At 49.2% G+C, this 12,403-nt stretch carries 11 protein-coding genes and 2 pseudogenes; 2 read left to right on the top strand and 11 right to left on the bottom strand.

Annotation, left to right across the window (positions count from 1 at the left end; genetic code table 11):
* Window positions 1-119 precede the first annotated feature (119 nt).
* The 6 genes from phnE (D515_RS05460) to D515_RS05435 all read right to left on the bottom strand — a co-directional run bounded on the left by phnE (D515_RS05460) (window position 120) and on the right by D515_RS05435 (window position 7,118).
* Window positions 120-923: a phosphonate ABC transporter, permease protein PhnE gene (gene phnE / locus D515_RS05460; RefSeq protein WP_002536781.1), complete on the bottom strand. Its 804-nt coding sequence runs from the start codon at window positions 921-923 to the stop codon at window positions 120-122.
* Window positions 923-1,714, bottom strand: coding sequence for a phosphonate ABC transporter, permease protein PhnE (gene phnE, locus D515_RS05455; RefSeq protein ID WP_002536780.1), 792 nt, complete (start codon window positions 1,712-1,714; stop codon window positions 923-925). The genes phnE (D515_RS05460) and phnE (D515_RS05455) overlap by 1 nt, the downstream gene beginning before the upstream one ends.
* Window positions 1,702-2,472 carry a phosphonate ABC transporter ATP-binding protein gene (gene phnC, locus D515_RS05450; protein WP_002536779.1) on the bottom strand — a complete coding sequence of 257 codons (771 nt, stop codon included), beginning with the start codon at window positions 2,470-2,472 and terminating at the stop codon, window positions 1,702-1,704. The genes phnE (D515_RS05455) and phnC overlap by 13 nt, the downstream gene beginning before the upstream one ends.
* 84 nt (window positions 2,473-2,556) lie before the next feature.
* Window positions 2,557-3,597: a phosphate/phosphite/phosphonate ABC transporter substrate-binding protein gene (gene phnD / locus D515_RS05445; protein ID WP_002536778.1), complete on the bottom strand. Its 1,041-nt coding sequence runs from the start codon at window positions 3,595-3,597 to the stop codon at window positions 2,557-2,559.
* Between the two features lie 232 nt (window positions 3,598-3,829).
* A complete protein-coding gene (locus D515_RS05440) occupies window positions 3,830-5,173 on the bottom strand; it encodes a sigma-54-dependent transcriptional regulator (protein ID WP_002536777.1) in 1,344 nt (447 codons plus the stop codon).
* Between the two features lie 7 nt (window positions 5,174-5,180).
* Window positions 5,181-7,118 (bottom strand): sensor histidine kinase, encoded by a 1,938-nt coding sequence (locus tag D515_RS05435; RefSeq protein ID WP_002536776.1) that lies wholly within the window; start codon window positions 7,116-7,118, stop codon window positions 5,181-5,183.
* Between the two features lie 314 nt (window positions 7,119-7,432).
* Here D515_RS05435 and D515_RS05430 point away from each other — a divergent pair.
* A pseudogene (locus D515_RS05430) lies at window positions 7,433-7,648 on the top strand (diguanylate phosphodiesterase); the annotation flags it as partial.
* Window positions 7,649-7,699: 51 nt separating this feature from the next.
* Window positions 7,700-7,999 (top strand): flagellin N-terminal helical domain-containing protein, encoded by a 300-nt coding sequence (locus D515_RS05425; protein ID WP_002536769.1) that lies wholly within the window; start codon window positions 7,700-7,702, stop codon window positions 7,997-7,999.
* Between the two features lie 144 nt (window positions 8,000-8,143).
* Here the strand turns inward: D515_RS05425 and D515_RS25185 are convergent.
* The 5 genes and pseudogenes from D515_RS25185 to D515_RS05405 form a co-directional block, all read right to left on the bottom strand.
* A pseudogene (locus tag D515_RS25185) lies at window positions 8,144-8,421 on the bottom strand (Mobile element protein); the annotation flags it as partial.
* Between the two features lie 76 nt (window positions 8,422-8,497).
* Window positions 8,498-9,178, bottom strand: a complete 681-nt coding sequence (locus D515_RS05420; protein ID WP_002536766.1) for a 3-oxoacid CoA-transferase subunit B — start codon at window positions 9,176-9,178, stop codon at window positions 8,498-8,500.
* A complete protein-coding gene (locus tag D515_RS05415) occupies window positions 9,175-9,846 on the bottom strand; it encodes a CoA transferase subunit A (protein ID WP_002536764.1) in 672 nt (223 codons plus the stop codon). Before D515_RS05415 ends, D515_RS05420 begins: the two co-directional genes overlap by 4 nt.
* A gap of 11 nt (window positions 9,847-9,857) precedes the next feature.
* Complete coding sequence (locus D515_RS05410) at window positions 9,858-11,063, bottom strand: acetyl-CoA C-acetyltransferase (RefSeq protein ID WP_002536763.1); 1,206 nt, start codon at window positions 11,061-11,063, stop codon at window positions 9,858-9,860.
* Window positions 11,064-11,442: 379 nt separating this feature from the next.
* Window positions 11,443-12,333 carry a LysR family transcriptional regulator gene (locus D515_RS05405; RefSeq protein ID WP_002536760.1) on the bottom strand — a complete coding sequence of 297 codons (891 nt, stop codon included), beginning with the start codon at window positions 12,331-12,333 and terminating at the stop codon, window positions 11,443-11,445.
* Between the last annotated feature and the right edge of the window lie 70 nt (window positions 12,334-12,403).

Genomic DNA, 12,403 nt, shown 5'->3' with positions numbered 1-12,403 from the left:
CAGCATTTCGATCAGGGTGGCACGCTCTGCACCACGGAAACCTGTGCGATGCAGCGTTCAATCACGTCATTCATCACCTGATGGTCGATATCCTGCAAACGAGCTTGAGCCTATGGCGCTTAGATCAGTTTCTTTCGAACATGGATAACCAGCGCTTCTGCCAATATCACCACGGCGAAGATACTGAAAAGCACCATGGAGACCTTCTGCCATTCAAACAGGTTTTGTGCATCGTTCAGCACTACACCTATCCCACCAGCCCCCACAAGACCAAGCACTGCAGACTCGCGGACATTGATATCCCAACGGAACAGAACAATGGAGTAGAACGCTGGCATGACTTGCGGCCAATAGCCCTTTAACAGAATGCTCATCCAAGATGCGCCTGTGGCTCTCAGCGCTTCAATTGTGCCCATGTTCACTTCTGCAATCGCTTCAGCGAGAAGCTTGCCGACAAAGCCAACGCTTCGAACAGCAATAGCCATGATTCCCGCCAATACACCGGGTCCAAACAGCGCGATGAAAAGCAGTGCCCAAACCAGAGAATTCACCGAGCGGGATGACACCAAAAAGAACTGGGCAACCCAGTTAAGCGTTTTGCTCGGGGTAATATTTGGTGCATTCAGTAGCGCCAATGGAATCGCAAACACCAACGTAAACAAGGTGCCCAAAGTGGCGATGTGCAGGGTTTCAATTAGCGCTGCATGAATGGTTTCCGGATAGAAGCCGTAATCCATCGGTACCATGCGGCTGAACATGTCTGAAAACTGCGCCGGTGCGTCATACAGGAACTCAGGGATCACCTCGACCGTCTGCCAGGACCATACAATGGCTGATACAAAGCAGAGGTATACAGCAAAACGGGCTAGTCGCTCATTGAACGTGAAACGTTGCCACTCTTTATCGATAGAAGCCGTCGTCATTAGAAAATTCTCCTTACGATGTTCGACAGGAATTCACCAACGAGTATCAGGACGATAATGGTGATCAGGATGGCTGCCACAAAGTCGTAGTCAAAACGCTGGAAAGCCGAGAAAAGTGTACCGCCCAGGCCACCAGCCCCCACGATGCCAACCATGGTTGAGTTACGAAGATTGGAGTCCAATTGATAACTCGCAAAGCCGATAAAGCGGGTAAATACCTGCGGCATCACAGCAAACAGGATAACGCTGATAAAATTGGCACCTGTCGCCCTAATCGCCTCAACCTGCTTAAATGAGATTTCCTCAATCGCTTCCGCAAACAGCTTTGCGATAAAGCCGATGGACGCAAAAACCAGGGTTAAAATCCCCGCCAGAGCACCAAAGCCCACCGCTTTTACAAACAGGATGGCAATGATCACCGGGTGGAAAGAGCGACATAGGGCAATGAAGCCACGCACAGGAGTAGAAACAATGGATGGCATCATGTTTCTTGCCGCTAACAAGCCAAGAAACAATGAAATCAAGATGCCAAAAAAGCTCGAGATAATGGCGATTTGAAGGCTTTCTGCCAGTCCACTCAATAACAAGCTGGAGCGGGAAAAGTCAGGGGGAAACATACGAGAAAGTAACCTCTCGCTCTCCCCAAACCCCACTATCAAACGCTCAACACTAAGGTTCAAACTGGAAAAGCTATAAAACAGGTACGCAATGATGCCGAAAATACAAACTCTGTTTACCCAAGAGCTCTTAAACGGATTCTCAACATCAACGGAGGGGTTTAGTCCAGCCATGACTCACCTCCATAAATCACTTTTAGATCCTCTTCGCTGATCCCTTCAGGGCTGCCATCGTAGTGCACTTTCCCGTTACACATACCAATGACACGTTTGGCAAAACGTTTAGCGAGATTCACATCGTGGATGTTAACCAAAACAGGGATTTGTTTTTCTTTGGCAAAGGTTTCCATCAGCTCCATGATCTCAACCGCAGTCTTTGGATCAAGGGAGGAGGTCGGTTCATCAGCCAGCAAGATATAAGGGTCTTGCATCACAGCGCGTGCAATACCGACACGCTGCCTTTGACCACCAGATAGGCTGTCTGCGCGCTGATTGGCGAAATCTTGTAAACCCACGAATTCCAACAATTCGAAGGCTTTCTTTAGATCTTCCTTGGCATAGTTACGACGCCAAGCATTCCATGACGACATGTAGCCCAAGCGTCCACTCAATACGTTTTCTATGACTGTTAGGCGCTCAACCAAGTTGTATTCCTGGAACACCATGCCGATATGGCGACGTTGTTTTCGCAGCGCTTGTCCTTTGAGTTTTGTCAGGTCCTCACCCTCAAACAAAATCTCACCGCTGGTTGGGTCGTTAAGGCGATTAATACAACGGAGCAACGTACTTTTTCCGGTACCAGAAGGGCCGATAATAGCGATGATTCCCGGCTCATCAATATCAATATCAATGCCTTTGAGGATTGGCTTTCCTGCCACGTATTGATGAAAAAGGTTTTTAATTTTTATTCCGTCATAACTTGCTACGGCCATACTCATATTCCTTGTTGCACTTATTTTTGGGTGCACGATGCCCTACCCGTGAGGGCACCATGTTTTTTAGATTGAATTAACGAATTATTGCGTTGTGGCTTGCTTGGCCAGTTCAGCCGCTTTCTTCTTGGCGCGTTTCGCAGCGTCTTTTTCCGCCAACTTCTTCAAGCCAGCCTTGGTGTAAGCGGTACCCGTTGCGTGCGCAATATTACGGATCACAGACCAATCTTCCTTGTAGGTAATAGGCGAGAAGCGGTCTGCACCTTTAAACGCATCGCTCATTTCCTGCGTGAATCGATAGCTGAAGAAGGCTTCATTGATCTTCTCTACCAATTCAGGTTTCAGGTTATGCGCATAGCCAAAAGCAGAGGTCGGGAAACGCGGGCTGCGATAGATAATTTCCAGTTCAGAGTCATCAACACGACCTGCTGCAACCATGCGGTCGTAGACATCAGAAGCCACTGGTGCAGCATCATAGTCGCCATTGAACACGCCAAGGATGGATTGGTCATGCTTACCGGAGTACAGCACTTTGTAGTCTTCGTCCGGAACCAAGCCTTGTGCTGGAAATAGCGCTCGCGGTGCCAGATTGCCAGAATTTGACGAGGCAGAAGTGTGAGCGACTTTCTTCCCTTTGAGGTCTGCCATTTCTTTTATACCGCTGTCTTTACGGACAATAGTGACCAGGTTGTAACCCTGAAAGCCAGACTCATCACCTTTAACCGCGATTGGAACGTAACCTGCCAGATTCACGGCGTAGCCGGTTGGACCCGTTGAAAAGCCAGCCACGTGCAGGCGGCCAGAACGCATAGCTTCAACCTGAGCTGAGTTTGAGTGGACGGTGTAGTAGATAACTTTCTTACCGGTGATCTTACTGAGGTGAGCCTGAAAATCGGCGAATGCATCTTTGTAGAGTGCGGGATCTTCAACTGGGGTATAAGTGAAAACCAACGTACTTGGGTCTATCCATTCTGAAGCGTCTTTTGGTGAGTCTGCAACCAAGTCCTGATTTTCATCACAGTATCTTTCATCCAAAACACCGCGATGGGAACACTCATTTGCCATAGCAACAGATGGCAGAAGCAATGAGCCAGCGATTAACAATCCTTTTACACTGTCTTTCATAATAGAACCTTATATTCACGTTATTGTTGATGTGCAGCTTCCCTATAGCAGAAGGCATGCCAACAATATTTTTATTATTTTTCAGATGGTTAAAATTATGGCGAAATTCCCCGATTTCACTTCGGTCATTTCTGTCCAGTTTTAAAAGGTACAGAGAGTGGTTTGGGTCATTCCTGTCCAAAACGCTTAAAAGCGAAAAAAGGAGCCACATGGCTCCTTTGATTTAAAGTGCTTAGCCGTCCCTGCTGGGTTTAAAATTCTCTTTATCCAACTGATGCTTTTTCATTTTCCGATAAAGGGTTTTTCTTGGCAGATTTAAGCGAACGGACACTTCGTTGATGTTACCCGAGGTTTCAATCAAGGCCTCAGTCAATACGTTACGCTCGTACTGTTCCATCTGCTGTTCAAACGCGAATGCCTCCGTTCCCTGAGTTAGGGGGGAGTGTAAATCAAAGCCTTCTCCAACAATGCCAAGTACAAACCGATCCGCCACGTTACGAAGTTCCCTGACATTTCCCGGCCAATCGTGACGACACAGCTGTTGGATTTGCTCTGCGTAAAGCGTCGAAGGACGCGTTTTATATTTTTGGCTGGCTTGAACGACGAAATGACGGAACAGCGACTGGATATCTTCCTTTCTTTCCCTGAGTGGTAGCAAATTGAGGCTGGCTATGTTGAGCCTGTAGAAAAGGTCTGATCGGAACTCGCCCCGTTGGCTGAGCTCAGAGAGATCTGCTTTGCTCGCCGCAAGTACGACAATATCGACGGGGATCAGCTCATTGCCGCCTACCCTTTCAATGACACGCTCTTGAATCACCCTAAGCAGTTTGATTTGAACGGATATCGGCATGCTTTCGATTTCATCCAGAAAAAGCGTACCGCCATTGGCTTGTTCAATTTTACCAATGCGCTTTTTATTGGCGCTGGTAAAAGACCCCGCCTCATGTCCAAATAGCTCACTCTCAATGATGCTCTCTGTCATCCCGCCACAGTTAATCGCGACGAACGCTTTGTCTTTGCGGGCAGAATACTGATGCAATGCCCGCGCAATCACTTCTTTCCCTGTGCCGGTTTCCCCGTTGATGATGGTATCGACGCCTGTGCGCGCCAGAGCTAACACCTGATTTCTTATCATTTCCATGTGCGCCGAGGAGCCAATCACCCGGCTTTCGATAGGCAAGGCTTGTGCTGATGTAAGATCTGGAGATTGCTCTACATGAGAAGCTGCAAGGCTCAACTTTTCAACCAGCTCATCGCTTTGCAACGGCTTCTCGATAAAATCAAAAGCTCCCAGCTTCATAGCTTCGATAGCCATCGGAATATCGCCATGGCCACTCATCAGGATCACTTTGCATCTTGGCGCCCTGTGTTGAATAGCGTCCAGCATGGAGAGACCATCCAACTCAGGCATCCGCACATCACAAAGAACGACATGAGCAGCGTCCGGCGTGAGTAACTTCAATGCAACCTTGGGGTCAGTAAATCCTGAAACCGTAAATCCCTCTAATTCCAACATTTCACTGACTGCTTCGACGACATCAATCTCATCGTCAATCAGCGTGATGCGTTTTTCCATCATCTCTTTAGCCTTGTTCAAGATGTACTACAAATTCACTGCCTTGCCCGGGCTGCGAATAAACCCTGATAGAACCGCCAAAATCTTTAATGATATTGAATGCAATAGACAGCCCTAACCCTAAACCTTTACCAACATCTTTTCTTGTGTAGAACGGGTCAAAAATATGAGGAATATCTTCGCTGGGTATTCCCTTGCCATTGTCTTTGACCTTGATACTCACGCCTTCTTCATCACAGTTCACCGACATCACAATCAGCGGGTTCTCTGTGTTCTCGACAGCATCGACAGCGTTGCTGAGCAAATTGACCAAGACCTGCTCCAAACGAATAGGATTGGCAATCACACTCTGGGTCTGGTCAAGGTGACAATCCAATGCAATCGGCACATCCCGGCTGACGAACAACGCGATGGCGTCATTGATAACTGGCATGACTTCAACGGGGGAAATTTTGCCATCACTCTTTCTGGAGAAGGCCTTCAAATGATGCGTTAACGCAGCAACTTTGCTCAGCAACATTTCAATTTTTAAAAGGTTCTGCAACGCCTTGTCTGTGCGTTCTTGCTCCAGCCATTTTTGGGCACTGCGCGTATGACTGCTAATAGCAGTCAATGGTTGGTTGATTTCGTGGGTAATACCAACACTCAGTTGTCCCAGTGCGGCAAGCTTACCCGCCTGAACCAACTCGTTTTGTGTCACTCTTAATCTTTCTTCCGCCAACCGTCGCTCTTCGACTTCGGCCTCCAACTTTTTGTTGGTGCGCTTTACCACTTTTGCTGTGGCCTGAAACACTTTCAGAGACTTGGCCATTTGCGTAATTTCATCCTGGCCTCTCAACGCAATTTCTGTGTCCAGATGGCCAGTTGAAATCGCAAACATTTCATCGCGTAGGTGCAGCAGTCTCTCCAAAATGTTTTTACGCACGTAGAACCAAGCAATACCCGCTGCGGCAATCAGACTGATGACAGAAAGCGTAAGGGAGAAGTTTCGGTTTGACGCCAAGGACTGCTGAACCTGGGCAATAGATTGATCAATTTCCAGATTCACATTTGAGGTGTTGCGCTCAATTTGAATAGATAGTTGGTGCAAGTATTCACGGCTGTTTTCAAGCAAAAAAGCTTGCTGATAATGATGCTCAAGCGCCTGGTTTTTCAACCTGACTAAATGACTGGAACGGGACGCCAACGTGTAAATCACGGAGAGCTTTTCATCCAGTGCTGGAAGTGATTTTGCCAGCCCACTCGCTTGCCACAGATCGAACCACTCCTCTCCAAGCTGTTCCAAACGAATCGTGGTGTAATCCAGCTCATTGAAGCTACCGTCGTTGAACAGCTTCTCCACCAGCCCAAGCTGATAAAAGAGTAGCGCCTTCAATTGACCATACTGGAGTTTCGACTTATCCGACGCTGGAAGCTTATCGAGCTCATCAATGACCTGTTGAAGCAGTGGATAAAAACCTTCAAGCAAATTCCTCAATTCAGCATTCAGCTTTCGGGAATCTTCCGCACTTTGATAAAGCAAGCTCAAGCTATTGTTTACCTGCATCATCAGGTCTTTGAAATAGGCGTGATACTCTGGGAAATGCACCAGTATTTGGTTCATTTCCTGAATACTGTTGTCCACCCTGGTCATGGTGTTTCTTCTTTCGAGGTTTGATTCGGCATCGGCCAATTGAGAGGCGTCACTGATCACCAGACGCACCATGTCGTTCAATCTGGCGGCATGCTCAAGCGCGACAATATCTTTCTCTTTGAGCTCAACCAACGCCGACTCAAGTTTGTCGTAAGTCACCGAACTAAAAAGTGCGAGTAGCAATGTCGCCATCGACAACATAGCGAGCGCAAGCCCAAGGCGAACCTCGATCCCCCGCCACTTGAACCTGCCTTTGCGAGTTTCTTGCGTTTTAAGTTCCTCTAAAGAGGTGCCTTTTGCATTTACAACCATAGGCGTTAAAAGAGCGTCCCTGAATGACCACCCACTCCATTCACTAACTGATGAAGTGATTACTAACAACTATATAACACATCACTGTACCCCATTGAAAACGCGCTATTCTGAAGACCTCCTCGTCGCCAAGCCTCTCATTCAATTTAACTTTTGCTAATAAAAGGTCGCCTATACCCTTTTGGCAAACACAATGCACAAATACACCGACAGACTCTTTAGGTAGGGAAACTTTGGCAAATCTAAACGTTCACCAGTTGATGCTTTAAAGGCTCACTGTGTTGATTGAACAGCACGTCGACACGGAAGACGACATGCTGATCCTCGACGCCTTTCGCCAGAACGATCTTAAACATGTGTGCCAGGCCATCCGCGATGTCAAAACCGAGGATGTTTTCTATCAGCACGTGACACTGCGCTTCGGTAGCCGCGGTGAACAAAGTGTCTACCGCTTTGAGCTATCCGAAGGCATGCGTTTTGCACTCGACCTTTACAGCCTTTATCTCACGCTCCGTCAAAGTCGTTTTCAGTGAGCAGGGGAGAACCCGAAGCCTGATAAGCAGTTAACCAAGGAGCTTAGAATGGCTTTATCACTGCACACTAACTATGCGTCGCTTCTTACTCAAAATACTCTGAACAACACGAGCAACCTTCTGAACAATGCGATGGAGCGTCTTAGCACTGGTTACCGCGTCAACTCAGCAGCTGACGATGCAGCAGGCCTGCAAATCGCAAACCGCCTGGACAGCCAGACCCGCAGCATGAACGTGGCAATGCGTAACGCACAAGACGGCATCTCTATGATGCAAACGGCGGAAAAAGAACTAACAGGGACACACACTTTAAGAAAGAAGCCAAAGAGCCGAATCCCCTCAACGTAGTGAACACAATACTCAGTCGCAAGTGTTGAAAATCTAACCTTAGTTCTCAGTCTGGGTGGCGCTCGTTACGATTTACCCAGATTTCAAGCAACAAAAACATCAGGCTTAGGCCTGATTGACAGAAAATAGCAGAATAAAGAGGGATCAACTGTCAGGCAGGCGCAGACCCGATGCCCTTTGACGCTGAAGAAGCGGCAAGGCTGCTTTGATGGACGTTTCGGAACCCACCATATTTCCAACCTCTATGTTTGACGCTGTTTTTAACCACAAGCTGGTTCAATGCCAAGGCGCTCCAGCAATGGCGGTAGCGTATCAGAAATATGGCCTCTTTTATCATCACGCACTTGCCTGCCCGTCCAGTCAACCAACTCCAGATAATCGATTAAACGAAAGGGAATGCCGTCAGGCATGTCTTTTCGCGGGTACTGAGATAGCGCAGTCGCCTAACCGCGAAGATAACAAGACCACCCTCTCGGTGGTCTTTTTGTTTTCTTGGCCCTAGCAAGCCGACAGTTGCATCGGGCGTAAATTCGGCGACACCAACAGTGTCGCTTCGGTGGCAGCCTGCACCTCTTCAATGGAAAATTCTGGCGCAAGCTCAGTCAGAACCATACCGCTCTCATTGATTTCAAACACGCCCATTTCCGTCACAATCAAATTCACCTGATTGGCAGCAGTCAGAGGCAATGAGCACTGTTTCAGCAGTTTCGGCTGACCTTTCACCGTGTGCTCCATGGCAACAATCACCTTCTTCGCACCGACAACCAAATCCATTGCACCGCCCATACCGGGCACCATTTTCCCTGGGATAATCCAGTTGGCGAGATTCCCGCGCTCATCCACTTGTAGCGCACCCAGCACCGTCGCATCAACATGACCACCACGGATAATGGCAAACGAGTCCGCACTGTTGAAGTAACAGGCACCGTCGACAGCGGTAATATGCTGGCCGCCTGCATTGACCAAATCGGCATCTTTGGTGGTTTCACAAGCAAGTTGATCGATACCGAGCAGTCCGTTCTCAGCTTGAAGCAACAACTCGACGTCTTTGTCGACATGGTTCGCCACCAACGTTGGCAGGCCAATGCCAAGGTTCACAATATCGCCGTCTTTCATCTCACGGGCAACGCGCCATGCAATGCGGTGGCGGACGGTGTCTTTATCCAGTTGCGCTGTCATTGGTTGTCCTCCACTGAGCTCTGATCGACAAAGATGTGATCAACAAAAATACTTGGCGTGTGAACCGCTTCTGGCTCAATATCACCGAGCTCAACAAGCTGCTCGGGCTCCACAATCACCGTCTCTGCTGCAGTGGCCATTAAAGGGTTAAAGTTCTGGGTCGTTTTGCTGTAAAAGACGTTACCACGACGATCCACTTTCGAACCCCGGATCAGTGCCAAATCCGCTTTCAGCGGCGTTTCCAACAGGTAGGCTTTGCCATCGACTTCAATCACCCGCTTGTTCTCCGCCACAATGGTGCCAAGACCAGTTGGCGTGAGCACACCGCCCAAACCCGCACCGCCGCTTCGAATACGTTCTGCCAGCGTACCTTGGGGAACCAGCTCGACTTCTAGCGTGCCATCGTTCATTTGCTTGCCCGTTTCCGGGTTGGTGCCGATGTGAGAGGCATACAGCTTCTTCACCCGCTTCTCAGCAATAAGGCGGCTTGAACCTCGACCGGGAGAACCAGTGTCTGTGGTGATCAAAGTGATATCCTTGATGTCTTTTTTGATCAGAAGATCAATCAGACGCTCTGGAGCACCTGTTGCCATAAAGCCTCCAATCATAATGGTCATGCCATCGTGCAAAAGGCTTTCTATCTGTTGTGCGGTCGCGGCTTTTTTCATGCTCTATCACCTCAGCAACGTTTCAGGATTAACGCGGTGCCCATACCGCCACCGATACACAAGGAGGCAAGACCATAGTCTTTCTCGGTACGTTGCAGTTGGTAAACCAGCGTCGTCACGATCCGGTTGCCAGACGCGCCAATGGGATGACCAAGCGCTATCGCCCCGCCACTGAGGTTGCTGCGTTCAAGCAGCCAGTTTTCATCGACATGGTGTGCTTCTGACAACCCCTGAATCACGCCCAATGCTTGTGCAGCAAAGGCTTCGTTCAGTTCGAATACGTCCATGTCCTCGATGGTCATTTTGGCTTTCTTCAAGGTATTAGCGACTGCAGAGACTGGGCCCAGTCCCATGATTTCAGGGGCAAGCGCACCTTGGCCGTATTCCACCAGCTCTGCCAGAGGCGTGAGATTGTGTTGCTTCACCGCACTTTCTGATGCCAGCAGGATGGCCGAAGCGCCATCGTTGATACCGGACGCGTTACCTGCTGTGACGCTGCCTTGTTTATCGAACGCGGGACGAAGTGCCTGCAAGCCTTCTAAGGTGGCATTGGCTTTTGGGTATTCGTCGTCTTTCACTTCAAACTGGCGTTTGCGCTCAGTGACAGTGACTGGGGAAATTTCTGCCGCAAAGTGACCTTTTTCGATGGCATTCACGGCTTTCTGTTGGCTATGTAGGGCGAATTCATCCTGCGCTTCACGGCTGATATTGCATTGGGTCGCTATGTTTTCAGCCGTCACGCCCATGTGATAGTGATGGAAGGCATCGGTCAAACCGTCTTTGATGATGCTATCTTCCTGCATTTGATGACCCATACGAACGCCACGGCGGATTTGCCCCGACGTTACGTAAGCGGCATTGGACATGCTTTCCATGCCGCAGGTCAGCACGAGTTTCGCGTCACCTGCACGGATATGGCTGGCACCGTCCATAATCGCTTTCATACCGCTGCCGCAAATCATGTTGAGGGTGTATGCAGGAACCGTATCTGGCACGCCCGCCTTGATAGCAGCTTGTCGACCCGGCCCCATGCCAACGCCACCTGTCAGCACGCTACCGACGATCACTTCGTCAATGTGCGCAGGTTCAATACCCGCTTGCTCGACCACCGCTTTCATCGCGTGCGCGCCGAGTTCAACGCCTGATAATGAGGCCAGAGAACCGTTAAAGCTCCCGATTGGCGTGCGCTTTGCCGCCACAATAAAGATGCGTTCCATACCGCCCATACTCCAATGTCCACTGTTTGGTTTTCAGTGTATGGGAGAGGCGAAAATGGCGATATAGACAGAAATTCAAAGCGGCTTTGCGAAAATGCAAAGCAAAAGAATATACCCAAACAACCTGAAGATGCAGGATTCAGCGAGATTGACTGGCGTTGTGATCGCGGCGTTCCTTTGCCGGTGTAGTCATCTCCATCAAAAAGGAACAACAAAGAGCACGGCGTCAGTCAACTCGCCCGAAGGGAGGCCATCAATGCGCCCACTTCTTCGTTAAACTCCACGGAAATAGAATGACTATTCCTCGCGAAATTTGCCTCGAATTGAACGCATTGATGACCTCTGAATGCGCGCAGCTTCAGGTCGTTTGGGTATAATATCAGCAGGGGTTTTCCAGCAGAAAGTCCTTGAACTTGCTGGCAACGGGAGAGGCAACCCCAGAGGGGTGATAATAGAGATTAAGACTCCAGGTACTGGTTTCAAAGTCTTGCATCAGCGGGACAAGCGCGCCATTTTCAATCGCAGGTTCAGTCACAAACTTTGGCAGATAAGCCACGCCAGCCCCTTGAGTCACGCCACGGAGCAATAGGTCGCTGTCGTTCACTTCAATGGTTTTCGGCACTTTCATGACGATGGTTTCCACGCCTTTTTGGAAAATCCATTCGTTACTGCCCGTGAGTGTGGTCGCTACCAAACAAGCATGATCCTGCAAATCTTCCGGTTGCGTCGGTAAGCCCTGCTTCTCGGTGTAGTTGGGAGAAGCAACGACCACAAAGGGGGAGGCCAACAGCTCTCGCTTAACCAGCATAAGGTCCTTTTCTCTATAACCCTGAAACCGCGCGTTAGCACTGATCATCAAATCGCTCGTGCTGGCGTGGTCGAGCGCCCAAGGCGTGACATTAATATTGAAGGTCACTTTCGGGTTGAGTCTGGAATACTCGGTGATTTTATCCATCAGGTAATGATTGGCGTAAACTGGCGTACAGGCGATGTTGATGTGGCCTTTTTCATGATCCTGAAAGCCTTCCAGCTTACGGCTGATACGCTCGGCTCGGTCGACAATGGGCGAGAACTCTTCATAAAGCGTCTGGCCAGCCGGGGTTGCTTCTAAAAGGCGGTTGGAACGATGGCAAAGTGTCGTGCCGAAGTGCTGCTCTAACTCCTGAAGCCAGCGACTGCCTGCCGACACTGAAACGTTAAAATGGCGCGCTGCAGAGGAAATCGACCCAGTGCGGATCACATAGATAAAGAACGCCATTTTATCGAGCATGGAATCTCTCCGAAGCTGAGCCAGAACATGTGCTAAATCTCTTTGTAAAATATTCGGTTAACTTTTGCAC

It is taken from the genome of Grimontia indica, assembly GCF_000333895.2.
Classification (GTDB): Bacteria; Pseudomonadota; Gammaproteobacteria; order Enterobacterales; family Vibrionaceae; genus Enterovibrio; species Enterovibrio indicus.
Note: the sequence above shows the minus strand (reverse complement) of the source record. Positions and strands in the feature narration are given on the sequence as shown.

Coding starts and splice junctions, on each gene's coding strand:
- phnE (WP_002536780.1), bottom strand. CDS start 1,714: ATGGCTGGACTAAACCCCTCCGTTGATGTTGAGAATCCGTTTAAGAGC.
- phnD (WP_002536778.1), bottom strand. CDS start 3,597: ATGAAAGACAGTGTAAAAGGATTGTTAATCGCTGGCTCATTGCTTCTG.
- phnE (WP_002536781.1), bottom strand. CDS start 923: ATGACGACGGCTTCTATCGATAAAGAGTGGCAACGTTTCACGTTCAAT.
- D515_RS05425 (WP_002536769.1), top strand. CDS start 7,700: ATGGCTTTATCACTGCACACTAACTATGCGTCGCTTCTTACTCAAAAT.
- D515_RS05435 (WP_002536776.1), bottom strand. CDS start 7,118: ATGGTTGTAAATGCAAAAGGCACCTCTTTAGAGGAACTTAAAACGCAA.
- D515_RS05405 (WP_002536760.1), bottom strand. CDS start 12,333: ATGCTCGATAAAATGGCGTTCTTTATCTATGTGATCCGCACTGGGTCG.
- D515_RS05410 (WP_002536763.1), bottom strand. CDS start 11,063: ATGGAACGCATCTTTATTGTGGCGGCAAAGCGCACGCCAATCGGGAGC.
- phnC (WP_002536779.1), bottom strand. CDS start 2,472: ATGGCCGTAGCAAGTTATGACGGAATAAAAATTAAAAACCTTTTTCAT.
- D515_RS05440 (WP_002536777.1), bottom strand. CDS start 5,173: ATGGAAAAACGCATCACGCTGATTGACGATGAGATTGATGTCGTCGAA.
- D515_RS05420 (WP_002536766.1), bottom strand. CDS start 9,178: ATGACAGCGCAACTGGATAAAGACACCGTCCGCCACCGCATTGCATGG.
- D515_RS05415 (WP_002536764.1), bottom strand. CDS start 9,846: ATGAAAAAAGCCGCGACCGCACAACAGATAGAAAGCCTTTTGCACGAT.